General features: G+C 73.5%; 21 protein-coding genes. 8 read left to right on the forward strand and 13 right to left on the reverse strand.

Translation table 11 applies throughout. The annotated features are described in order from the left end of the window. Positions 1 to 91: 91 nt before the first annotated feature. Complete coding sequence (locus ACZ38L_RS15455) at positions 92 to 649, reverse strand: GNAT family N-acetyltransferase (protein ID WP_465693196.1); 558 nt, start codon at positions 647 to 649, stop codon at positions 92 to 94. After that, the gene (locus ACZ38L_RS15460; RefSeq protein WP_465693101.1) at positions 649 to 1,815 is read right to left on the reverse strand and encodes an aminoglycoside phosphotransferase family protein; all 1,167 of its coding nucleotides are present in this window, start codon (positions 1,813 to 1,815) and stop codon (positions 649 to 651) included. Before ACZ38L_RS15460 ends, ACZ38L_RS15455 begins: the two co-directional genes overlap by 1 nt. A 261-nt stretch (positions 1,816 to 2,076) precedes the next feature. Between ACZ38L_RS15460 and ACZ38L_RS15465 the strand changes: the two genes are divergently transcribed. Beyond that, entirely contained in the window at positions 2,077 to 3,264 is a 1,188-nt protein-coding gene (locus ACZ38L_RS15465) for an aminotransferase class V-fold PLP-dependent enzyme (protein ID WP_465693103.1), read from the forward strand. Between the two features lie 7 nt (positions 3,265 to 3,271). Here the strand turns inward: ACZ38L_RS15465 and ACZ38L_RS15470 are convergent, their stop codons facing one another. Together ACZ38L_RS15470 and ACZ38L_RS15475 are read right to left on the reverse strand one after the other, a co-directional pair. Continuing rightward, positions 3,272 to 4,648: a sensor histidine kinase gene (locus tag ACZ38L_RS15470; RefSeq protein WP_465693105.1), complete on the reverse strand. Its 1,377-nt coding sequence runs from the start codon at positions 4,646 to 4,648 to the stop codon at positions 3,272 to 3,274. Then, a complete protein-coding gene (locus ACZ38L_RS15475) occupies positions 4,645 to 5,331 on the reverse strand; it encodes a response regulator transcription factor (RefSeq protein WP_465693108.1) in 687 nt (228 codons plus the stop codon). Before ACZ38L_RS15475 ends, ACZ38L_RS15470 begins: the two co-directional genes overlap by 4 nt. 64 nt (positions 5,332 to 5,395) lie before the next feature. Between ACZ38L_RS15475 and ACZ38L_RS15480 the strand changes: the two genes are divergently transcribed. From ACZ38L_RS15480 to pepN, 3 genes are all read left to right on the forward strand, one after another. Then, positions 5,396 to 6,676, forward strand: coding sequence for a UDP-N-acetylglucosamine--N-acetylmuramyl-(pentapeptide) pyrophosphoryl-undecaprenol N-acetylglucosamine transferase (locus ACZ38L_RS15480; protein ID WP_465693110.1), 1,281 nt, complete (start codon positions 5,396 to 5,398; stop codon positions 6,674 to 6,676). Next, entirely contained in the window at positions 6,673 to 7,701 is a 1,029-nt protein-coding gene (locus ACZ38L_RS15485; protein WP_465693112.1) for an SDR family NAD(P)-dependent oxidoreductase, read from the forward strand. Before ACZ38L_RS15480 ends, ACZ38L_RS15485 begins: the two co-directional genes overlap by 4 nt. A 105-nt stretch (positions 7,702 to 7,806) precedes the next feature. Next, positions 7,807 to 10,320: an aminopeptidase N gene (gene pepN / locus ACZ38L_RS15490; RefSeq protein ID WP_465693114.1), complete on the forward strand. Its 2,514-nt coding sequence runs from the start codon at positions 7,807 to 7,809 to the stop codon at positions 10,318 to 10,320. Positions 10,321 to 10,373: 53 nt separating this feature from the next. Here the strand turns inward: pepN and ACZ38L_RS15495 are convergent, their stop codons facing one another. Next, complete coding sequence (locus tag ACZ38L_RS15495; protein ID WP_465693116.1) at positions 10,374 to 10,877, reverse strand: MarR family winged helix-turn-helix transcriptional regulator; 504 nt, start codon at positions 10,875 to 10,877, stop codon at positions 10,374 to 10,376. 132 nt (positions 10,878 to 11,009) lie between these two features. Here ACZ38L_RS15495 and ACZ38L_RS15500 point away from each other — a divergent pair, with 132 nt between their 5' ends. Beyond that, on the forward strand, positions 11,010 to 11,492 hold the full coding sequence (locus ACZ38L_RS15500; RefSeq protein WP_465693118.1) for a DUF1398 family protein: 483 nt from the start codon (positions 11,010 to 11,012) through the stop codon (positions 11,490 to 11,492). Here the strand turns inward: ACZ38L_RS15500 and ACZ38L_RS15505 are convergent. Continuing rightward, positions 11,437 to 11,889, reverse strand: a complete 453-nt coding sequence (locus ACZ38L_RS15505; protein WP_465693120.1) for a hypothetical protein — start codon at positions 11,887 to 11,889, stop codon at positions 11,437 to 11,439. The two genes, ACZ38L_RS15500 and ACZ38L_RS15505, sit on opposite strands and share 56 nt — an antisense overlap. A 203-nt stretch (positions 11,890 to 12,092) precedes the next feature. Here ACZ38L_RS15505 and ACZ38L_RS15510 point away from each other — a divergent pair, with 203 nt between their 5' ends. Beyond that, entirely contained in the window at positions 12,093 to 13,451 is a 1,359-nt protein-coding gene (locus tag ACZ38L_RS15510; protein ID WP_465693122.1) for an MFS transporter, read from the forward strand. Positions 13,452 to 13,927: 476 nt separating this feature from the next. Beyond that, a complete protein-coding gene (locus tag ACZ38L_RS15515; protein ID WP_465693124.1) occupies positions 13,928 to 14,356 on the forward strand; it encodes a DUF2690 domain-containing protein in 429 nt (142 codons plus the stop codon). 72 nt (positions 14,357 to 14,428) lie between these two features. On the opposite strand, the gene ACZ38L_RS15520 is transcribed toward ACZ38L_RS15515, so the two are convergent. From ACZ38L_RS15520 to ACZ38L_RS15530, 3 genes are all read right to left on the reverse strand, one after another. Further along, on the reverse strand, positions 14,429 to 14,821 hold the full coding sequence (locus tag ACZ38L_RS15520) for a hypothetical protein (protein WP_465693126.1): 393 nt from the start codon (positions 14,819 to 14,821) through the stop codon (positions 14,429 to 14,431). A gap of 109 nt (positions 14,822 to 14,930) precedes the next feature. Continuing rightward, positions 14,931 to 15,362, reverse strand: a complete 432-nt coding sequence (locus ACZ38L_RS15525; protein ID WP_396558901.1) for a CBS domain-containing protein — start codon at positions 15,360 to 15,362, stop codon at positions 14,931 to 14,933. A gap of 139 nt (positions 15,363 to 15,501) precedes the next feature. Next, positions 15,502 to 16,524: an alcohol dehydrogenase catalytic domain-containing protein gene (locus tag ACZ38L_RS15530; RefSeq protein ID WP_465693128.1), complete on the reverse strand. Its 1,023-nt coding sequence runs from the start codon at positions 16,522 to 16,524 to the stop codon at positions 15,502 to 15,504. Positions 16,525 to 16,682: 158 nt separating this feature from the next. Here ACZ38L_RS15530 and ACZ38L_RS15535 point away from each other — a divergent pair, with 158 nt between their 5' ends. Continuing rightward, positions 16,683 to 17,585, forward strand: a complete 903-nt coding sequence (locus ACZ38L_RS15535) for a hypothetical protein (RefSeq protein WP_465693130.1) — start codon at positions 16,683 to 16,685, stop codon at positions 17,583 to 17,585. A gap of 25 nt (positions 17,586 to 17,610) precedes the next feature. On the opposite strand, the gene ACZ38L_RS15540 is transcribed toward ACZ38L_RS15535, so the two are convergent. The 4 genes from ACZ38L_RS15540 to ACZ38L_RS15555 form a co-directional block, all read right to left on the reverse strand. Continuing rightward, complete coding sequence (locus tag ACZ38L_RS15540; protein ID WP_465693133.1) at positions 17,611 to 18,351, reverse strand: HdeD family acid-resistance protein; 741 nt, start codon at positions 18,349 to 18,351, stop codon at positions 17,611 to 17,613. A 106-nt stretch (positions 18,352 to 18,457) separates the two neighbouring features. Further along, on the reverse strand, positions 18,458 to 19,267 hold the full coding sequence (locus tag ACZ38L_RS15545; protein WP_465693135.1) for a class II aldolase/adducin family protein: 810 nt from the start codon (positions 19,265 to 19,267) through the stop codon (positions 18,458 to 18,460). 81 nt (positions 19,268 to 19,348) lie between these two features. After that, on the reverse strand, positions 19,349 to 20,413 hold the full coding sequence (locus ACZ38L_RS15550) for a 2-dehydropantoate 2-reductase (RefSeq protein ID WP_465693137.1): 1,065 nt from the start codon (positions 20,411 to 20,413) through the stop codon (positions 19,349 to 19,351). Further along, positions 20,383 to 21,078 (reverse strand): TetR/AcrR family transcriptional regulator, encoded by a 696-nt coding sequence (locus ACZ38L_RS15555; RefSeq protein ID WP_465693139.1) that lies wholly within the window; start codon positions 21,076 to 21,078, stop codon positions 20,383 to 20,385. Before ACZ38L_RS15555 ends, ACZ38L_RS15550 begins: the two co-directional genes overlap by 31 nt. Positions 21,079 to 21,210 lie beyond the last annotated feature (132 nt).

Raw genomic sequence — 21,210 nt, forward strand, 5'->3', positions numbered from 1 at the left:
TGGTGCCTCTCTCCTGCGCTGATCTCTTTCGGTGCGCTCTCCACTGTGCCGCCTGCGGCGGACCCCGTCCGGCGGATTTCGGACATCATGCTCAGGGCCACTCCCCGTCCAGGGGGACAACGCCGGATGGCCGTTCCATCCGCAGGTTCGGCAGCCGTCCCTGCCACTGCATCTCCTCACCGGTGGGCCGGAAGCCCTGCCGAGTGTAGAACCGCACGGCCTGGTCGTTGTAGGCCGTCACCCAGAGCCGGATCCGCGCCTCCCCCGCCCAGTCCAGGAACTGCTCCAGCAGGCGGCGACCGATCCCGCGGCCCTGGGCCCGGGCCAGCAGGTACATCGGGCCGAGCGTGACCGCCTCGGCGTCCCGCTCGTCCCGGTGGCCGCACAGGAGACCGACGATCTGCCCCTCCACGCGGACCACCCGGCAGAACACCGGCGGTGGCAGCTCACCCGGCGCCCGGACGGACCGCTCGACCACCTCACGCCACCGGGCCACCCTCTCCGCCGAGACCACGTCCCCGCGCTGTTCCCGGATCCACGCCTCGTCGATCCCGGCGGCCTCGTTCGGGTAGGTCTCCAGCCAGGCCGCCAACAGCACCTGGGCGAGGAGCGGAGCGTCCGCGGCCGTCGCCGGCTCGATCAGGGCCATCACCGGTCCAGCCTCCCATTCGTCCATCCCTCGAGCACCCGGCGCGGTCGAGCACCGTACGGTTCACACTCGAACCCCTTCACCCTCGGGCCGCCCTCCGCAAAGGAGACCGTCGCCCGACCAGTCCTTCGCAGGACCCGCCGCCCCGGCTCCTGCTGACGCCGCGGCAGCTCGCCGCAGGCCCGGGCCCGGCTGCCGCCGTCGCCCCGGAGGACCGTGCCGGTCACCTGGGAGGAGGAGCGGTCGCCGCCACTCGGCTCCTGGAGCTGTCGCTCCATTCGCGCACCGTCTCGGTCAGCGTGGTGCCGGGGCGATGGCGTTGCCGCGAACGCCTTGCGGACCGTGGTGATGACGGCCGACCCGGTGAGGCGGCAGGGGTGGACGTGTCGGTGGCCGCAGGTCGCGTCATCCACGTCGGCCGACTCGCGGAACAGGTCACGGGTCCCGGCGGACAGGAGCGTCCGGACGGCCATCTTGTCGCACGCGGGGTCGCCCACGCCCACCCCTCCGAAGTCGATGACGGCACTGAGTCGGCCCTCTCGACCCAGCAGGTCTCCCGGCAGGAGGTCGCCGTGCAACCAGACGGGCGCACCCTGCCACTGCGGGAGCCGGAGGACCCCCTCCCACGCGGCGGTCGCGGCGTCCGCGTCCACCCCGCCGTCCGCCGCCAGGTCCCGGATCGCGGCGCGGACGTCGTCGTCGCGCGCACCCACCGGCCCTCCCCGGAAGGACGGTGGCGCGTCGGTGGCGTCGATCCGCCGCAGGACCGCGACGAAGCGGCCCAGCTCGACGGCGGCACCGTGCGGCTCGACGACCGGCTCGTCGAAGAGATCCGCTCCGTCGAGCCAGCGGTACACCGACCACGCGAACCCGTAACCCTCGCCGGGAACGCCCTCGCCCATCGGCACCGGCACGGCCAGCGGCAGGTGCGGAGCAAGGTGCGGCAACCAGCGGTTCTCCTTGCCGATCTGCTCGGCGGAGCCGGGATTGCGCGGCAGACGCACGGCCAGGTCGGTACCCGGGCGGTACACGGCGTTGTCCGTGCCGGCGGAGCGGACCTTCGTGATGGGCAGATCCGTCCACCGGGGGAACTGCGCGGCAACCAGCCGACCGACGAGCGACTCGTCGATCTCGACCTCGTCGGCGTGCATCTTCACACTGGACACGAATCCCCTCCGTCTGGAACGGGCCCGACAGCGCCCACCGGCCGCGTCGCGCCACGCGGACCGGATCCTAGCCGCCTCCTTCGCCCCAGCGCCAAGGCCTTTCGACCGGATCGCGGTCAGCCGGGCCGAAGGCGCATCGATCTCCGTGCGGACCTCGAGGCGCGAAGTGGCGGCTGGTACCGGGCGAGTGGTGCTTTACCGGGGACAGGGTTCCCGGCAGGGTGGCGGTACGCAGCCCGGCTGGAGGGAAGGCACTGCACCATGGACATCGACGCGCTCCGCGAGGAGACCCCGGGCTGCGCCAACCGCGTGCACCTCAACAACGCCGGTGCCGGGCTGCTCTCCCGACGCACCCTCGACGCGGTGGTCTCGCACCTCCGGCTGGAGGCCGCGATCGGCGGGTACGAGGCCGCCGCGCGGCAGGCCGAGGCGATCGGCGCGATCTACGCCAACCTGGCCGAGCTGCTGGGCGGTCGGGCCGACGAACTGGCACTGTTCGACAACTCGACGCACGCCTGGCAGGCGGCCTTCCACTCGCTCGCCCTGCGGCCGGGTGACCGGGTCCTGACCGGCCGGGCCGAGTACGGCAGCAACGTGCTCGGCTACTTCCAGGCCGCCCGGCGCAGCGGCGCCGAGATCGTGGTGGTGCCGAACGACCCGTCCGGGCAGCTGGACACCGCCGCACTGGCCGAACTCATCGACGCCCGTACCCGGTTGGTCGGGGTGACCCACGTGCCCACCGGGGGTGGCCTGGTGAACCCGGCGGCCGAGATCGGTCGGATCACCCGGGCCGCGGGGGTGCCGTTCCTGCTGGACGCCACCCAGTCGGTCGGCCAGTTCCCGGTGGACGTCGAGGAGATCGGCTGTGACCTGCTCACCGGCACCGGCCGCAAGTTCCTGCGCGGGCCCCGCGGGACGGGGTTCCTCTGGGTGCGCGGCACACTGCTGGACCGGCTCGACCCGCTCGTGGTGGAGATGGAGTCCGGCAGCTGGGACGGCGGACGCGGCTTCAGCTGGCGGCCGGGCGCGCGCCGGTTCGCGACCTGGGAGACGAGCGTGGCCAACGTGCTCGGCCTGAGCACGGCGGTGCGCCAGGCGCTGGACCTCGGGCCGACGGAGATCGGCCGGCGCTCGGCGGCGCTCGGTGCCCGGCTGCGCGAGCGACTGGCCGAGCTGCCCGGCGTGACCACCCACGACCTCGGCCGCACCCGGTGCGCGATCGTCACCATGCGGCTGGCCGGGATGGCGAGCGCGGAGGTCGCCGCCGCCCTGGCCCGGCAGGACGTCAACGTCAGCGTCACCGCCGCCGAGCACGCGCAGTTCGACACCGAGGAGCGCGGCGTGCACCCGCTGGTGCGCCTCTCGCCGCACTACTACAACACCGAGGCGGAGATCGACCGGGTGGTCCGGGCGATCGCCGAGCTGGCGCGAGCGCGGCGGAGGGCCTGACCCCGGATCATCCCGGGAAGCGCAGCCGGAACAGCGCGCCGCCGCCCGGAGCGGCCTCCGCGGTGAGCGAGGCCCCGTGTGCCCGGGCGATCTGCCGGGCCATCGCGAGTCCGAGGCCGGAGCCGGGCAACGCCCGGGCCGCCGAAGCCCGGTAGAAGCGGTCGAAGACGTACGGCAGGTCCTCCGGCGCGATGCCCGGCCCGTGGTCGCGGACGGTCAGTTCGAGCCCGGCGGTGAGCCGCACCTCGACCTGCCCGCCCGGCGGGCTGAACTTGGCCGCGTTGTCCAGCAGGTTGGAGACCAGCCGGGCGAGCCGGGCCGGAACCCCGGGGACGCCACGCTCGCCGGCCTGCTCCTCCAGGGTGAAGCCGACCGCGGGCCAGTGGTCCCGGGCGGCCTCCACGCAGTGCGTGACCAGCGCGCCGAGCCGCACCTGTTCGAGCAGTGGCTGCGGCTCCTCGTCCCGGGCCAGTTCGATCAGGTCGTTCACCAGTCCGGTGACCTCACGCAGCTGGCGACGCAGTGCGGCCGCCGCGCGGTCGCGCTGACTCTCGGTCAACCGGTCGGCACGGGAGAGGAGTTCGGCATTGGTACGGAGTGCGGTGAGCGGGGTGCGCAGCTCGTGCGAGGCGTCCGCGACCAGCCGGCGCTGGGCCGCGACGGACTGTTCCAGCTCGCCCAGCATGGTGTTGAAGCTGCCGGCCAGCCGGGTCAGCTCGTCCTCCCGCCGGCCGGGCGGCAGCTCGATCCGCAGACCGGCGTCCCGGGTGGCGGCGATCCGCTCGGCGGTCCTGGTCAGCCGGGTGACCGGGGCCAGGCCGGTCCTGGCGACGGCGTATCCGAGCGCGGCGGCCAGCAGCACGCCGGCCGCGGCGACCGCGGCCATCAGCTCGCCGGCCTGCTGGACGCCCTCCCGCACGGTGTCGGCGCGCAGCGCGACCTGGACGGCCTGCCGGGCGCCGGCCGGCGCCGCGGTCATCGGCGTGGTGAGCATCCGAGCCGGGTGGCCGCCGATGGCGATGTCGGTGAAGTAGCCGGCCCGCTGCCGGGCGGCGACCTGGCGGGTGGCCGGAGTGACCGGCAGCAGGTAGCGCTGGGCCGGGTCCCTGCCGGGGTCGGCCGGCACGATCTGGGTGCAGGCGGGAGCGGCCAGGTAGTTGCACTCGCCGTAGACCACCTGCGGACCCTGGTCGCGGTACTGCTGCTGGAGCAGGGTGGCCTGCTGGGTGAGGTGCAGGTCGAGCTGGTGCTCCAGCTCGTAGCGGACGATGCTGAAGGCCGCCGCGCTGACCCCGAGCGCGACCAGCGCGACCGCGGCCGTGCAGGCCAGCGCCAGTCGGGTGCGCAGCGGACGGCGGCGGGGCCAGCGGGCGTGCGCCCTCACTGGCCGTCCAGCCGGTAGCCCACCCCGTGCACGGTGTGCACCAGCCGTGGCTCGCCGCCGGCCTCCAGCTTGCGACGCAGGTAACCGACGTACACCGCCAGCGAGTTGGAGTCGGGGCCGAAGTCGGCGCCCCACACCCGTTCCATGATCAGCTCGCGCGGCAGCACCTGGCCGGGGTGCCGCAGCAGCACCTCCAGCAGGGCGAACTCGGTGCGCGAGAAGTCCAGTGGGCGGCCGCCCCGGGTGCCGGTGCGGGTGACCGGATCGACCGTGAGGTCGGCGAAGTGGTAGGTGACCTCCTCGGGGGCGGGGGCGGCCCGGCGCAGCAGGGCACGCAGCCGGGCGGTCAGCTCGTCCAGGGCGAACGGCTTGACCAGGTAGTCGTCGGCGCCCGCGTCCAGGCCGTCGACCCGGTCACTCACCGAGTCCCGGGCGGTGAGCACCAGGATCGGGATCCGGTCGCCCAGGGCCCGCAGCCGGCGGCAGACCGCGAGGCCGTCGAGGGCCGGCATCAGCAGGTCGAGCACCATGGCGTCGGGCTGCCAGCGGGCCACCTCGGTCAGCGCCGCCAGCCCGTCCGGGGCGCCGCGCACCGCGTAGCCCTCGACCGCCAGGCCGTCCTCGACGGCGGCGCGCACCTCCGGGTCGTCGTCCACGACCAGCAGCTTCTGCCCGTTGCTCATGCGGACAACCCTCTCAAACCGACTCTGAGAACTCTCTTACATCGGCTGAGCAGGCTGCGACGTCATGCGGACAGAACACGAGGACACACCCCGCTCGGCGCCCCTCTCCGTGGTGATCGGGGCCGGTGGGACCGGCGGGCACATCTATCCGGGCCTGGCGCTGGCCGAGGCACTGCGCCGGGCCGATCCGAGAGCGGTGATCTCGTTCGTGGGCACCGATCGCGGCCTGGAGACCAGGCTGATCCCGGAGGCCGGCTACCGGCTGCACACGGTGGACATGATCCCCTTCGACGCGGCCCTCGGCCTGCGCCGCTACCTGCTTCCCGCCGCGCTGCTGCGCTCCGGCCGACAGTGCCGGGAGATCCTGCGCGCGCAGGGGGCGCAGGTGGCGGTGGGCATGGGCGGGTACCCCAGCGCGCCGGTGATCGTCGGCGCCCGGCTGGCCGGTCTGCCCAGCGTGGTGCACGAGTCGAACGCCGTGCCGGGACGGGCCAACCGCTTCGCGGCCCGGCTCACCCCGCACGTCGCGCTCGCCTTCGACCGGACCCGCACCCACCTGCCGGCCGGCCTGGCGGCGGAGACGGTCGGCATGCCGCTGGTCGGCGCGGTGGCCCGGCTGGACCGGAACGCGCTGCGGGCCGAGGCCCGCCGCGCCTTCGGGGTGCCCGACGACGCCCGGCTGCTGGTCTTCAACGGCGGCAGTCTCGGCGCGACCCGGCTCACCGAGGCCGCCGTCGAGCTGGCGGAGCGCTGGCGGCACCGGACCGACCGGCGCCTGCTGATCAAGACCGGCCCGGCCGCGTTGGACGAGGTCAGGTCTCGGCTGGCGGGCAACCCGGTGGCGCTGGTGGTGCCGTACCTGGACCGGATGGACCTCGCCTACGCGGCGGCCGACCTGATGGTCTGCCGGGCCGGTTCGGCCACCGTCGCGGAGCTCTCCAGCGTGCGGATGCCGGCCGTGCTGGTGCCCTACCCGCACGCGCCGCACGACCACCAGACGCACAACGCGCGGGTGCTCTCCGACGTCGGCGCCGGCCTGCTGCTGCCGGACGGCGAGTGCACCGGCGAGCGACTGGCCGAGCTGGTCGAACCACTGCTCGCCGACCCGGCCCGGCTGGCGGCGATGGGCCGGGCGGCCGACCCCGGCCACCACACCCGGGCCGCCGACCTGCTGGCCGCCAAGGTGCTGGGCACCATCCGCCGGGCCGCCGCCCCCGAGGACCAGCCCGCCGGTCCGCACGACCCGTACGGCCGCTTCGGCCCGTTCGGTCCGTACGGACCGGACAGCCCGCACGGACCGCTGAACAGCAACAACCTGACCCAGAACCACTGGAGGACGACATGAGCACCCCGAACGACCTGAACTCCCCTGCCGCGCACCAGGACTGGGCCGGACGGACGGTGCTGGTCACCGGCGCCGAGGGCTTCGTCGGCAGTACCCTGGTCGACCTGCTGGTGGCCCGCGGCGCCCGGGTGCGGGCCCTGGTGCACTACAAGCCGTACGCCGAACGTGGCTACCTGGCCCGCTACCTGGCCGACCCCGACCGTCCGGTGGAGATGCTGGCCGGCGACGTCCGGGACGCCGGCCGGGTGCTGGACGCGGTGGCCGGCTGCGACACCGTCTTCCACCTCGCCGCCCTGATCGGCATCCCCTACAGCTACCAGGCCCCGGAGGCCTACGTGCAGACCAACGTGGTCGGCACCCAGAACATCGCCGCCGCCTGCCTGCGGCACGGCGCCCGACTGCTGCACACCTCCACCAGCGAGGTGTACGGCACGGCGATCACCGCACCGATCAGCGAGCACCACCCGCTGCAGCCCCAATCCCCTTACTCCGCATCGAAGATCGGCGCGGACATGGCGGCGCTCTCCTACTGGCACGCCTTCGAGCTGCCGGTCTCGGTGGTCCGCCCGTTCAACACCTACGGCCCGCGCCAGTCGGCCCGCGCCGTGATCCCCACCGTGCTGGCCCAACTGCACTCCGGTGCACGGGAGATCAGGCTCGGCTCGCTCTCCCCCACTCGGGACTTCACGTACTCGACGGACACCGCCGAGGGGTTCCTGGCGATCGCCCAGGCCGACCGCACGCTCGGCGAGGTGGTCAACCTCGGAACCGGGAGCGAGGTTTCGATCGGCGAGCTGGCCAAGGCGCTGATCGCCGCGTCCGGCCGGGAGGCCGAGATCGTGGTCGACCCGAGCCGGCTGCGGCCCGGCGGCAGCGAGGTGGAACGGCTGCTCTCCGACAACCGCAAGGCCCGTGAACTGGCCGGCTGGCAGCCGCGGGTGGAGCTGGCCGAGGGGCTGCGGCGGACCTCCGACTGGGTCGCCGGGCACCTGCACCTGCTCGCACCGGAGCGCTACCAGGTCTGAGGACACGTGCCCGCCGCTCCCGGCCGTCCGGGCGCGGCGGGACGACAGCCGGCGGGACGACAGCCGGCGGGACGACGGCCGTTCGGATGCGACAGTATGACTCCCATGTCTGCCTACTCCGCACTGACGCGCGCCGAAGCCGTCGAGCGTCGCCGCCTGCTGACCGTCCACGCCGCCACCATCGACCTCGATCTCACCAGGGGCCCGGAGGAGTTCGGCTCCACCACGGTGATCCGTTTCGCCTGCACCAACCCGGGGGCGTCGACCTTCGTCGACGTCAAGCCGTCCCGGCTGCGCCGGGTCGTGCTGAACGGGCGCGAGCTGGACGTCACCGCGCTGGACGCCGGCCGGTTCCCGCTGGCCGACCTGGCGGCGGAGAACGAGCTGACGGTCGAGGCGGACATGGCGTACTCGCACACCGGCGAGGGCATGCACCGCTACACCGACCCGGCGGACGGCGAGGACTACGTCTACACCCAGTCCTTCATGGACGACGGCCCGCGCGTCTTCGCCTCCTTCGACCAGCCCGACCTCAAGACCGGCTACCAGCTGTCGGTCACCGCGCCGCCGGAGTGGACCGTGGTCGGCAACACCATCGCCACCAGGGGCGATGCCGGCCGCTGGAGCTTCGCGCCCACCCCGCCGATCAGCAGCTACCTGGTCTCACTGGTCGCCGGACCACTGCACTCGGTCGTCGCCGAACACGACGGCATCCCGCTGGGCCTGCACTGCCGCCGCTCGCTGGCCGCCTTCCTCGACGCGGACGCCGAGGAGCTGCTGGAGGTCACCCGGCAGGGCTTCGACCACTACCACCGCGTCTTCCGCCACCGCTACCCGTTCGACAGCTACGACCAGTGCTTCGTCCCCGAGTTCAACGCGGGCGCGATGGAGAACCCGGGCTGCGTCACCCTCCGCGACGAGTACGTGTTCCGATCCGCCGTGGCCGACACCGAGCGGGAGGAGCGCGCCGTCGTCGTCACGCACGAGATGGCCCACATGTGGTTCGGCGACCTGGTCACCATGCGCTGGTGGGACGACCTGTGGCTGAACGAGTCGTTCGCCGAGTTCATGGCCTACACCGTGACCGCCGCGTCCACCCGCTTCACCCGCGCCTGGACCGGCTTCGCCGGCGCGCGCAAGGCCTGGGGCTACGACGCCGACCAGCGGCCCTCCACCCACCCGGTCGCCCCCGAGGCCGTCGAGGACACCGCGCAGGCGCTGCAGAACTTCGACGGCATCTCCTACGCCAAGGGCGCGTCCGCCCTGCGGCAACTGGCCGCCTGGCTCGGCGAGGAGCACTTCCTGGCGGGCGTCAACCACTACTTCGACCGGCATGCCTTCGGCAACGCCACCCTGGACGACCTGCTCCGGTCACTCGCCGCGAGCAGCGGCCGGGACGTGCACGGCTGGGCCGAGCGGTGGCTGCGCAGCACCGGCGTGGACACTCTGCGGATCGACGACGACCGGGTGCGGCACAGCTCCGCGGACGGCACGCTGCGGCCGCACCTGGTGACCGTCGGCCGCTACCGCCACACCCCGGACGGTGCGCTGGCGCTGCTCTCGCGCGAGCCGCTCGAACTGACACCGGAGCCCGCCGCCCCGGCGCGGCTCGCCGCCGCGGACGGCGGAGCGCCCGGCGACCTGGTCCTGCTCAACGACACCGACCTCGGCTACGTCAAGGTCCGGCTGGACGAGCGGTCCTGGCAGACCGTCGAGAGGTCCCTCGGCGACGTCCCCGACGAGCTGGCCCGGGCCGTGCTCTGGAACTCGGCCCGGGACCAGGTGCGCGACGGCGAGTTGACGCCCGGGCGGTACCTGGAGCTGGTCGCCTCGCACCTGCCCGGTGAGGAGTCGGTCCACCTGGTCCAGTCCGTGCTCGCGTTCGCCCACGGCTTCGTCGTCGACCGCTGCCTGCCGCCCGCGCGACGGCCCGCGGCGCTGGCGCTGCTGGCGGGCGTCTGCCGCGCGCTGCTGCGCCGCACCGAAGGTGGGCCGGACGACAGCGGACTGCGCCTGGTGGCCGTGCGACGGGCGATCGCCACCGCGGCGAGCCCGGAGGAGGCCGCCGAGCTGCGCGACTGGCTGACGGCGGGCAGCGTGCCGGGCGGGCCCGAGCTGGACCCCGATCTGCGCTGGCAGCTGCTGCTGCGGCTGTGCGTGCTCGGCGCGGCGGACGAACCGGAGATCGCCGCCGAGCTGGCCCGCGACCCGAGCAACGTCAGCGAGGAGGGCGCGGCCCGCTGCCGGGCGGCCCTGCCGCGGGCGGAGGCCAAGGAGGCGGCCTGGGACGCGCTGTTCCACGGCGAGCTCTCCGTCTACCTGGCCACGGCCACCGTCCAGGGGTTGTGGCAGCCCGAGCAGGCCGACCTGCTGAGCGGGCTCACCGCCCGCTACTTCGAGGACGTGGTGGGCGCCGCCGAGCGCGGTCCGGCCATGGCCCGGGCGCTCACCCTGCACGGCTTCCCGACGTTCGCGGCGACCGAGCCGACCCTGCGGGCGGCGGAGGCCTGTCTGGAACGCGAGGACCTGATCCCGGCCGCCCGCCGCGGGCTGGCCGACCAGCTGGACGACCTCCGGCGCGCGGTGCGGGCCCGGGCGGTGGAGGAGGCCGCGCGGTAGGGTGACCGGCCGCCCCGCCGGGGTCGGGGGTGGCCGTCCGGCGGCGACGGCGGTCAGCGGACACCGTCCTCGGGGGCTTCCGTCGCGGCCTCGGTGGGCCGGCGCCCGCCGGTCTCGGGGGCGCCGGCATCCAGCCAGTCGTCCGTCTGCCGGGTCAGCCGGCGCAGCAGGGCGCGCGCGGCCGCCAGCTCGTGCTCCGGGATCCCCTCCCCCATCGCCCGGTGCGCGGCGGCCGCGCGCAGCGTGATCGGGCCCAACGTCCGCCGCCCGGCGTCGGTCAGCTCCAGCAGGGGTGACGTGCGGTGGTCGGGGTTGGCCCGGAACCGCGCGAGGTCGTCGCGGACCAGCTCGTTGGCGATCCGCTGCACGCCCTGCCGGGCGACCCCGAGGCGGCGGGCGGCGCGCGCCACCGGCAGCGCCTCCTCGCTGACCACGCTCATCAGCTGCCACCGGGCCTGGGTCTGCCCCTCGGTCGCCGCCAGTGCCTCCCCCACCCGGCGCAGCGCGCCCGCGGCCTCGAAGACGTCGGCCACGAGGAGCGGAAGTTCCTCCGCCATGGTTCGGCTCCACCTCCCAATCAGACAACATGTTGTCAGTATGGCACTCTGGTGTCATCGTCGCCATGTCACCCGAGGCGTGCGCGACCCAGGAACCACCAGGAGAGACCCAGGAACCACCAGGAGAACAGCATGAGCACCGATGCGATCACCCGGCTGCGGGCCGCCCTCGAACGCGGCGAGGCCGTCCGGCCGAAGGTGGGCGGCTTCCCCCATCTCGCCGAGAGCCTGCGCCGGGCCGGGGTCACCCACTGCCGGATGGCCGTCCCGGCCAACGCCTTCCTCTACCTGACCGGGCACGGCGACGTGGTGGTCCAGGGCGAGCCTCTGACCAGCGGCTTCGCGCCCGTCCCGGCGTTCGACGAGGCGGCCCTGGTCGCGACCCTGCGCGCCGACCAGGCCGGCGAGACGACCTTCCCCGAGTTCGCCCGCGGCTGCTGGGAGGCCGGAGTCGTCTGGTACGACGTCGACACCGCCGCGCGCACCTGCACCTACCACGGCGCCAACGGCCAGTCCTACACCGAGGACTACCCGGCCGTCGCGCTTCACCGAGAACGGCCTACCGCCGCCCGGCCCGGTCCAGGAGGTCGGCGAGGATCCCCGGGGAACGCCTGATCAGCCGGTGGCGGGCGGTGGCGAGCAGCGCCGGGTCCCGCCGGCGCAGCACGCTCTCCGCCGCGAAGTCCAGCGAGGCGTTGTCGCTCAACGCGGCGTCCACCGCCGGATCCGCCAGCTCCGCCAACCCCAGCTGCGTGGCCGCGCCGCCCACCCGCCGCGCCAGCGCCACCCGCACCGGTCGGGCGCCGCGCGCGACCACCGCCTCGCACACCGCGGCGGGCGGGTCGAAACCGATCAGGAACAGGTCACCGTCCGCCGCGACCAGCGCGGACAGCGCGGTCAGGCGTTCCTCCGCCGGCAGCAGCGCCACCAGGCAGTGCAGATCGAACCGAACCGCCGTGGCCTCGGTGGACGGCGCCGAGAAGGCGGGCGACGGGGGCACGGAAGCGGTCATCCGCCCATGATCCTCCAGGGACTTTGGTCCCTGGAGGTCAGGTCCTTCGACCCCGGTTGCCCCGGCCGGTCCCGGGTAACCGTGGACGGTCGCCCGCCACTACGGGCGATGGGGACGGTCCGCAGGGACCGTCCCGACCCCTGACCTCGACAACCCGCGCCGAGCCGGACCGTGATCCGGAGGAGCGCTCGGAGGACCTGGCAATGTCCAGCACCATCGACAACGCCCCGTATACCGCCTTCCACCGGAGACTGGCGCTGGCCTGCTCCGGCGGCCCACTGCTCGACGGCTACATCCTCAGCATCGTCGGAGTGGCCCTGATCGGCATGCGGCCGGAACTCGGCCTGAGCACGGCCGCCGTCAGCCTGATCGGCGCGGCCGCGCTCATCGGCATGTTCGTCGGCGGCGCCCTGTTCGGCGTCCTGACCGACCGGATCGGCCGCGAGGTGATGTACACCGCCGACCTGGTCGTCATGATCGTCTGCTCGGCCCTCTCCTTCTGGGTGGACGGGGTCTGGGCCCTCGCCCTGTTGCGTTTCGTGCTCGGCATGGCGGTCGCCGCGGACTACCCGATCGCCACCTCACTGCTGGCCGAGTGGCTTCCCAGCAAGCACCGGGGCCGGCTGCTGGGCAAGCAGATCGTGGCCTGGTACGCGGGCTCGGTCCTCGCCTACGTGGTCGGCTACCTCTTCCTGGAGTTCGGTGGGACCGGCAGCTGGCGCTGGATGCTGGCCAGCTCGACCGTGCTGTGCGCGGTCTTCCTGGTGATCCGCCGAGGCTCCCCCGAGTCGCCGCGCTGGCTGGCCGCCAACGGCCGGGTCGGCGAGGCCGTCGCCCTGGTCGAGAAGCACCTGGGCGTCCGGGTCGACGGCCGTGAGCTGCTGCCGCCCCGCCGGACCACCGCCCGCACCAGCCCGTTCCGCGAGCTGCTCACCCCGCGGTACCGGCGCCGGACGCTGTTCTGCGGGCTGTTCTTCCTCTGCCAGGTCGGCCCGCTGTTCGCGATGCTGACCTTCGGGCCGCAGATCCTCAGCTCCTTCGGCATGCCCGGCGGCACCGTCCTGGACACCCTGGGGACCGGCGCGGTGAGCCTGGTGTTCCTGATCGGCTGCTACCCCGCGCTGCGCCTGATCGACAGCAAGGGCCGGCGTCCCACGATCATCTGGTCGTTCGCGCTGATGATCGTCCCGCTCGCGCTGCTCGGTGTGTGGCCGACCGCCCCCGCCGCGGTCGCGCTGCTCGCGCTGTGCGCGTACGCGTTCCTGTGCGGCGGCCCGAACGTGCTGGACTGGACGTACCCAAACGAGCTCTTCCCCACCGAGATCCGGGCGACCGCGGTCGGGGTGGCGACCTCCGTGAGCCGGATCGGCGCGGCCGTGGGGACGTACCTGCTGCCGCTCTCGCTCACCGGGCTGGGCACCGGGCCGACCATGCTGATCGCCGCCGGTGTCACCGCGCTGGGTCTGGCGGTGTGCGTGCTCTGGGCGGAGGAGACCAAGGACACGGCACTCGGTGCCACCACTCCCGAGATCCCGCGGCGCCGGCCGGTGCCGGTCGGCTGACCCGCCCGGCGGCACGGTACGGCCCTGCGCGCTGCTTCGGTCCCGAAGCGGCGCGCAGGGCCGTTTCGGTCCCGGGTGCCCACCGCCACCGGTGTGCGGCCGTCAGCATCGCGGTCCCTCGGCCAGGTGACGGGCCACGCACCGCCTCGTGGCCGGCCTGCGGGCCCGTGCGCCGGGCCGGAGCGCCGGGCAACTGCCGGGCCGTGTGGTCCACCTCGCCGGGAACGGTCCGGGCGGGCCCCGAACTCCGCATGGTGGGCGGAGAGTTCGAGCGGGTCGCGGTTCGTCCGGAAGGACGGCTGCCGGACTCCTCGATCCACGCCCATAACATCCGCTCTGACCTGCGATTTTCTTGGCACACCGGGGTTCTGCGGGGCGTCCCTGCTGTTGCCGGGCCGATGCCGGAAGCGGACATTTTCAGTTACACCACACCGTGCGCCGCGAACCGCCGTGACCCACCCGGCCAGAAAGCGAAAATGATGATACGTGCACGATACTCACCGGCCCTTGTCGCGCTGATGCTCGCCGTCGGCGGCCTGAGCTCGATCCCCGCCCTCAGCACGGCGGCACACGCGGCGAGTTGCTCCGGTGGCAGCTGCCCCGGCCTCGATCCGGTCGCGGCGGGCTGCGACGACGCCATCACCGTCGCGACGACCACGGTCGCCGGCACGACCGTGGAGCTTCGCTGGAGCGGCTCGTGCAACGCCAACTGGGCCGAGGCGCAGACCACCGCGGACCTGGCCGCGATCGAGGTGCACAACACGCTCGAAGAGGTGCAGAGCACGGGCAACGCCGACGACGACGAACCGGAGGACATCGTCACGCCGATGGTCAACGGCACGGCCGACGCCTGGGTGTGCGGCACCACCTTCGCTGGCTTCTCCAGCTGCAGCTCGTGGGCCTGATCGTCACCCGACCGGCCGACCGGCGCCAGGCGTCCCGGGGTCGGCCACGACCGACCCCGGGACCTCGGCGCGCTAGCCGTCGGACTTGCCAGCTGCGTCAGATGCTTCGGGTGCGTCAGATGTGTCGGGACTGTCGGAAGTGTCGGACTTGTCGTTACCGGCCGGCCGGGCTGCCGGCACGGGGGCGGCGTCGGCGGCCGGAGCGGCCTCCTGGCTCGCCGCCTCGTGGGCGGCCACGTGCGTGCGGACCTCCTTGAGCGTCAGGTCCAGCAGGTTGGCCGTGATGTCCAGGCCGCCGAAGGCCTCCACGGCCCCGGCGACCGTCCGGCTCAGATTGGCCTGGGCCTGGGCGGTCTGCTCGAGTGCCTGGTTGTAGGCGTCGAGAGCGGCCAGCTGCAGCCGGTGGCGTTCTTGTACTTCGTTGCGGCGGCGAAGCGCTTCGGTCAGTGGTTCAGCAATGCTCATACCGCATATGGTCTCAGCTCCCGGACCTGCGGTTCACCCATTTGACACGCCGGTGCCCCGACCTGTCGACAGGTCGGGGCACCGGGACCCGATCTCACGGGTCCCGCGCTCAGCGCCGCGCCCCGGTCGGCGCGTAGACGTGCGCGGCGAACTCGGCGAGCTGCTCGTCCGGGAGGTGCCGGGCGAGGTCGGCCTCGCTGATCATGCCGACCAGCCGCTTGTTCTCGATCACCGGGAGCCGGCGGATGCGGTGGCTCTCCATCTCGTGCAGCACGTCCCCGATGTCGGCGTCCGCCGCGATCCAGCGCGGGGTGCCCTCGACGATGTCGCCGGCCTTGCAGTCGGCCGGGTTGCGCCCCTCCGCGACGCACTTGACGACGATGTCCCGGTCGGTGATGATCCCGCACAGCCGCTCGTTCGGGTCACCGACGGGCAGTGCGCCGACGTCCAGCTCACGCATCAGCCGAGCCGCGTGGTCGAGGGAGTCGTCCTTGGTGATCCAGTGAGCACCCGGATGCATGATGTCCTTGGCCGTGGTCATGATGTCCTCCTGATTGCGGTGGGCCGCGCGGGTCGCGCCCAGTGGCACGCTTCAGGCCTCATGAAGCCCCTTGCATCGTCTCGCCACGGGTCGGCTTCCGCCATTCGGCCGATCGCCGCGCGAGGTCGGCAGCGCGGGATCAGCCGGTGGTGATCACCATCCGGAAGCGGGCGGCCCCGGAGAGCATCTTCTGGTACGCCTCGGCGGCCTGGTCCAACGGCACGGTCTCGATCATCGGGCGGATCCCGCACAGGGCGCTGAACGCCATGGTGTCCTCCACGTCCTGCGCGGTGCCGGACGGGTGGCCACGGAGGATCCGGCCCTGCATGAGCAGCTGGACCGGGCTGACGCCCAGCGGCTCGCCGGCCGCGCCGATGACCACCAGCTCGCCGCGGTGGGAGAGCCCGTCCACGGTCGCCGTGATGGCGTCGGAGTTGCCGGCGGTGGCCAGCACGACCTTGGCACCGCCGAGGGCCTGCAGCGCGTCCGCGACGCTGGTCCCCGCCGTGCTGTCGACGTAGTGGTGCGCGCCGAGCTCCTTGGCGAAGTCGGCCTTGGCGGCGCCGCGGGCGATCGCCACGGTCTCGAAGCCCATGGCGGCCGCGTACTTCACGCCCAGGTGGCCGAGGCCGCCGAGACCGAGGACGGCGACCAGGTCGCCGGGGCGCGCCGAGCTGCGCCGCAGCCCGTTGTACGTGGTCACCCCCGCACAGGCCAGCGGTGCCGCGTCGGCCGCCGTCAACGCGTCGGGGATCCGGGCCAGCGCGCCGGTCGGGACGACCACCGCCTCGGCGAAGCCGCCGTCGTACGCCCAGCCCGGGACCCGCAGGTTGACGCAGACTATGAAGTCGCCCTGCCGGCAGGGCGTGCAGTGGCCGCAGCTGCCACCGAACCAGCCCACCGCCACCCGGTCGCCCCCCTGCCAACCACTGTCCGTTCCCTCGCCCAACTCCTCGATCCGCCCGGCGATCTCGTGCCCGGGGACCAGCGGGAAGCGCAGGCCCGGAACCCCGGCGTCGACGAAGAGGGCGTCGCTGTGGCAGACCCCGCAGGCGTCCACGGCGATCCGTACGTGGCCCGGGCCTGGCCGCGGTACCTCACGCTCGACGATCTCGAACGGCCCGCCGACGGCGGCCACCTGTGCGACTCGATAAGTGCTCATCTGATTCTCCCCTGGGTCCTGGCGCGAGGGCCTCCCCCGAACCAGCAGACCAGCTCCGAGCCGATCGCGCGCGCCGGAACCGATCGGGCACCGGCTGCCTCGGCGATGGCGACGCCGCCACCCCGGGACCCGCCGGACAGGCCCTAGGATGTCGGCTCATGACGGACACACGGGGGACCGAACCGGCCTGGAACAACGAACCGCTGGTGACCACCGCGCCGCAGCCCGACTGGGCCGCGCTGGCGGAGCGTCACGAGCGCCAGGTGCGACGACGCAGGCACATCCGCGCGGCGGCGGCCGGTGTCGTGGCCACCACCGCCATCGGCGGCCTGATCACCGCCGCGGTCCAGTTCTCCGGCTCCGGGCAGAAGTCGGCGCACTCCGCCGCCAGCGCCGCCAGCGCCGCCGCCACGACGGCCAACAGCTTCGACGGTGGTCTCAGCCCGCTGGTCGCTCCCACCGGCACGGCGTCCAGCGCCACCCCCTCGGGCAGCCCCTCGGCCTCCGCCGACCCGTCAACCCCGGCCAGTGCCACCGCCGGTACCAGCGGTGGTGCCGCGGCCGGCACGTCCCGGCCGGTCACTCCCACCGGTTCGGGCACGGCCGGGCCGGCAGCGCCGGCAGCGGGCGGTGCGCCGGCAGCGGGCGGTGCGCCGGCAGCGCCGGCCGCCCCCGCCCCGGCCCCCAGCGCCGACCCGACCCCCAAGGCTTCGCCGACGACGCCGCCCCCGACCGGCCACAACCCCTACGGCGCCGGCCAGGTGTGCGGCGGCGGATACAACGTCATCGACTCGCACAGCCTCGGCTCCGCCACCGTGTACCTGCTCTACGACAACGCCAACGGCGACAACTGCGTCACCACGCTCGCGAACGACGTCGGCGGCGCGGTCCCGATGAACGCGACGCTGGCCGTCAAGGGCGGCGGCTCGGCGAGCAACCCGGGCAGCTTCACCTACTACGCGGGCCCGGTCACCGAGCACGCCCCCAACACCTGTGTCGAATGGGGTGGTTCGTACCAGGGCAGCAGCTGGACCAGCGGCTGGAGCCACTGCGGCTCCTGACCCGCGCCACCCCGTCGGCCCGGGATCAGACCTGCGGGTGCGGGTGCGACCCCAGCCGCGCCCGGGTGCCCTGGGCACCGGCCACCAGCTTCTTCGACCGGCCCCGCAGCTGGAAGGCGTGGATCACCTCGGTGACCCCGAGGACGATCAGCCAGATCCCGGCCACCAGGGTCAGCGCGGCGATCGAGTGGAACGGCGCGACGATCAGCACCACGCCGGCCAGCCCGGTGATGACACCGAGGAAGATCTGCCAGCCGCGGGCCGGCAGGTCGTGCGTCGAGATCGCCATCGCCGTCATGAGCGTGCCCCGCATCAGCCAGCCGAAGCCGATCCACAGCGCGAGCAACAGGATCGACTCCGCGGCTCCCCGGAAGCAGATCAGGCCCAGCAGCAAGGAGAACGCACCGCTGATGAAGCTGAGTGCCCGCAGGTGCCCGGGCACGTGGTGGCCGAACGCGCCGGCCAACTGGAAGACACCGCTGACCAGCAGGTAGATGCCGAACAGCACCCCGACCACCACCAGCGTGGCGGCCGGCCAGGCCAGCACGAAGACGCCCAGGGCGATGGCGGCCACACCCGCGGTGAGTAGGACCTGCCAGGCGGCGTTGGAGAGCACGTTCAGGGCGCCGCCGTACGGGCTCTCGCCGAGCCCGACGTGCGGCGGCTGGTGCGGCGGCTGCGGCCGGTCGGGTTCGCGGGGCGGCGGCTGGTGCGCCTCGTTGGGCCCCGGGGTGGCCCCGGACGGGTTCTCGGAGGGGTAACTCATGGCGCCCACCTCATCGCTGGAACAGGACGTACACCTCCTACCATCCTGATCCCGAGCCGCTGGTTCCGCCTGATCGCGGGGCGGCGCCGAGGTCGCACCGAGCGGGTCAGTCGAACAGATCCGGATCGGAGGCCGTGATCTGGTCCCACAGCGGCCGGGCCTGGAACCAGCCGGCCAGGTGGCTGCCGATCTGCTCCCGGGTCAGCCGGGCGGTCTCCCGGTCGATGAGTTTGGGCGTGCCGGCCGCCATCGCGAGCAGCTGCGCCTGGCACGAGCGCTCCATCGTGATGAACCACCACACGGCCTCGGCCACCGAGTGCCCGACCGTGAGCAGGCCGTGGTTCTGCAGGATCACGGCCTTGTACCCGCCGAGCGCCGCGCCGATCCGCCGGCCCTCCTCCAGCTCGTTGACCACCCCGCGGTAGTCGCCGTAGAGGCCGTGGTCCTCGAAGAAGGCGCAGGCGTCCTGGGTGATCGGGTCCAGCGGGATGCCGAGGCTGGAGAACGCCTTCCCGTACAGCGAGTGGGAGTGCGCGGCGGCGATCGCGTCGGGGCGGGCGGCGTGCACCTGGGAGTGGATAACGAAGGCGGCCTTGTTCACCGGCCGGTTGCCGTGCAGCAGGGTGCCCTGGTGGTCGACCAGGATCAGGTCGGAGGCCTTGATCAGGTTGAAGCTCAGCCCGAAGGGGTTGACCCAGAACCACTCGGGGTTCTCCGGGTCGCGGACGGTGATGTGTCCGGCGACGCCCTCGGAGAAGCCGAACCTGCCGAACAGCCGGAATCCGGCGGCGAGTTGCTCCTTGCGGTACTGCCGCTCGGCCTCGACGGAGTCGAAGGTCGGCGGGAGGGGGAAGGTGACGCCGTCCGGCGTGGGGCCGACGACGGCGGACACGGCGGCGGGCACAGGGGTGGTCATGGCCGTCCTCCAGGGGTGGTGGTCCTGTCTGCCCTATAAAAAGTACGCCGATGTATCCGATACGGCAATGGATCCGTTTACTCAGACCGGGCGGCCCGCCTTGTCGGCCGCGCGGGCGGCGGTGAGTTCCGCGAGCAGGTCCGAACCGGTCCAGCGGCGGGCGTCGGCCGAGCCCGCCACCTCGCGCTCGCGGACCAGGGCCACCAGGCGGGCGTTGGCGGGGGCCGTCCGGCCGTGCCGGGCGGCGATCGCCACCACCTCGCCCTGCAACGCGTCTATCTCGGTGGCCCGGCCGCGCTCCAGGTCCTCCCACATGGACGAGCGCGCGTGCGCGTCGATGCCCAGCGCGCCGGCGGCGATCCGGCGGAAGAGCCGGTCGGGCAGCCGCATCAGCGCCGGGGTGAGCGTCGGCGGGACGGGTCCCAGCCGGGCGGGCCGGACCCCGTCGGCGCGCAGCGCGGCCAGCGCCTCCTGCTGGCAGAGCGCGAGGCAGCGCCGGTAGGCGCGCCGGCCGAGCTGGTCGCGCAGTGGCAGGCCGGAGAGCGCGTTGACGGCGTTGTTGAGGTTCAGCAGCAGCTTGGCGTGCTGGACCTCGCGCATGTCCCGCCGCGCCTCGACCGCCAGGCCGCCCGCCCGCAGCAGTTCCAGCAGCCCGGCTCCCTCCGGCGTGTCGTCGATCATGAGCGAGCCGGTACTGCCCTGGTGGAAGGCGCCCGGGGTGGTCTGCAGGACGTTGTACGGGACCATGCCGGCCAGCACGGTGTGGCCGGGCAGCGCGGCCCGCAGGATGCCCGGGTTGTGCAGGCCGTTCTGGAAGCTGACGACGACGGCGCCCGGGCGCAGGTGCTCGGCGAGTTCCCGGCCGGCGGTCGGGGTGGCCGCGGACTTGACGGTGACCAGGACGAAATCGGCGTCGGCGGCCGCGTCCGGCGCGGTGGCCACCACCAGCCGGTCCGGCGGGAGGTGCCGGGCGGGCCGGCCGGCGGCGGTGAGGGTGAGGCCACCGGCCAGGGCCTCCCGGAGCGCCGGCCGGCCGATCAGCGTGACGTCGGCGTGCGGGGCCAGGTGGCCGCCGAGGTGGCAGCCGATGCTTCCGGCACCGAGGACCGCGACCTTCAGGCGTCGCCGTGGGGTGGGGCTGGGCATGCGGATCGGTCTCCCGGGTCGGCGGTGGCGGTGGCGGTGGCGGCAGTGTCGGCGGCGTCGGCGCGGACGGTGACGGCGGAGAGGATCGTGGCCAGGAAGCGCCGGTCCAGCCCTCCGGGAGGCAGCTGTTCGGGCTCGACGTAGCTCTGCGCCAGACCACCCTCGCGGATGGCGATCAGCAGCCGGGCGAGTTCCTCGGGCGCGACGGTGAGGGTCAGGCCGGCGCGTTCCAGGTAGCCAGTGAGGCCGCGGGCGAGCTCCGCCCGGAGGCGGCCGTCGTGCCGGGCCAGGATCCAGGCGGCCTGCGGGTCGCGGATGGCGTGCAGCGTGAACTCGGTGGTCACCAGGTACCACTCGCGCTCGGCGGGCTCGACCTCGGAGACGAGTTCGGCGAGCCGGTCGAGTGAGAAGTCCTCGGTGGCCAGCGTGTCCATCCGGGCCGCCAGTCGGCTCAGGGTCCGCTCGGCGTGCTGGTCGAAGAGCGCGAGGAAGAGCTCTTCCTTGCTGCTGAAGTTCGAGTAGAACGCGCCGCGGGTGTACCCGGCGCGCACGCAGACCTGCTCGATGGTGGTGGCCTGGAAGCCGTGCTCGGCGAAGGCCTCCAGCGCTGCCGTGAGCAGCGCGGCCCGGGTGCGCGGCCGGCGCTTGGTGGTGCCCTTGGGCATCGGACCTCCAGGTGCGGAGCGGTGCGGTGACTGCAGGCACACGATACATCCGAGCATCGGATACCTGAATGTATCCGCCTTGGATAAGCCGTTCGGGTGACGACCCGGGGTTCCCTCCCGCTGCTCGGGCAC

The sequence above is a fragment of the Kitasatospora sp. NPDC024654 genome, assembly GCF_055559155.1.

Bases quoted from the DNA above. Each gene is read 5' to 3' on its own strand.
- ACZ38L_RS15530 (WP_465693128.1), bottom strand. From the start codon at position 16,524: ATGAGCACTTATCGAGTCGCACAGGTGGCCGCCGTCGGCGGGCCGTTC.
- pepN (WP_465693114.1), top strand. From the start codon at position 7,807: ATGTCTGCCTACTCCGCACTGACGCGCGCCGAAGCCGTCGAGCGTCGC.
- ACZ38L_RS15505 (WP_465693120.1), bottom strand. From the start codon at position 11,889: ATGACCGCTTCCGTGCCCCCGTCGCCCGCCTTCTCGGCGCCGTCCACC.
- ACZ38L_RS15475 (WP_465693108.1), bottom strand. From the start codon at position 5,331: ATGAGCAACGGGCAGAAGCTGCTGGTCGTGGACGACGACCCGGAGGTG.
- ACZ38L_RS15555 (WP_465693139.1), bottom strand. From the start codon at position 21,078: ATGCCCAAGGGCACCACCAAGCGCCGGCCGCGCACCCGGGCCGCGCTG.
- ACZ38L_RS15500 (WP_465693118.1), top strand. From the start codon at position 11,010: ATGAGCACCGATGCGATCACCCGGCTGCGGGCCGCCCTCGAACGCGGC.
- ACZ38L_RS15455 (WP_465693196.1), bottom strand. From the start codon at position 649: ATGGCCCTGATCGAGCCGGCGACGGCCGCGGACGCTCCGCTCCTCGCC.
- ACZ38L_RS15485 (WP_465693112.1), top strand. From the start codon at position 6,673: ATGAGCACCCCGAACGACCTGAACTCCCCTGCCGCGCACCAGGACTGG.
- ACZ38L_RS15510 (WP_465693122.1), top strand. From the start codon at position 12,093: ATGTCCAGCACCATCGACAACGCCCCGTATACCGCCTTCCACCGGAGA.
- ACZ38L_RS15535 (WP_465693130.1), top strand. From the start codon at position 16,683: ATGACGGACACACGGGGGACCGAACCGGCCTGGAACAACGAACCGCTG.
- ACZ38L_RS15480 (WP_465693110.1), top strand. From the start codon at position 5,396: ATGCGGACAGAACACGAGGACACACCCCGCTCGGCGCCCCTCTCCGTG.
- ACZ38L_RS15520 (WP_465693126.1), bottom strand. From the start codon at position 14,821: ATGAGCATTGCTGAACCACTGACCGAAGCGCTTCGCCGCCGCAACGAA.
- ACZ38L_RS15495 (WP_465693116.1), bottom strand. From the start codon at position 10,877: ATGGCGGAGGAACTTCCGCTCCTCGTGGCCGACGTCTTCGAGGCCGCG.
- ACZ38L_RS15515 (WP_465693124.1), top strand. From the start codon at position 13,928: ATGATGATACGTGCACGATACTCACCGGCCCTTGTCGCGCTGATGCTC.
- ACZ38L_RS15540 (WP_465693133.1), bottom strand. From the start codon at position 18,351: ATGAGTTACCCCTCCGAGAACCCGTCCGGGGCCACCCCGGGGCCCAAC.
- ACZ38L_RS15550 (WP_465693137.1), bottom strand. From the start codon at position 20,413: ATGCCCAGCCCCACCCCACGGCGACGCCTGAAGGTCGCGGTCCTCGGT.
- ACZ38L_RS15525 (WP_396558901.1), bottom strand. From the start codon at position 15,362: ATGACCACGGCCAAGGACATCATGCATCCGGGTGCTCACTGGATCACC.
- ACZ38L_RS15545 (WP_465693135.1), bottom strand. From the start codon at position 19,267: ATGACCACCCCTGTGCCCGCCGCCGTGTCCGCCGTCGTCGGCCCCACG.
- ACZ38L_RS15465 (WP_465693103.1), top strand. From the start codon at position 2,077: ATGGACATCGACGCGCTCCGCGAGGAGACCCCGGGCTGCGCCAACCGC.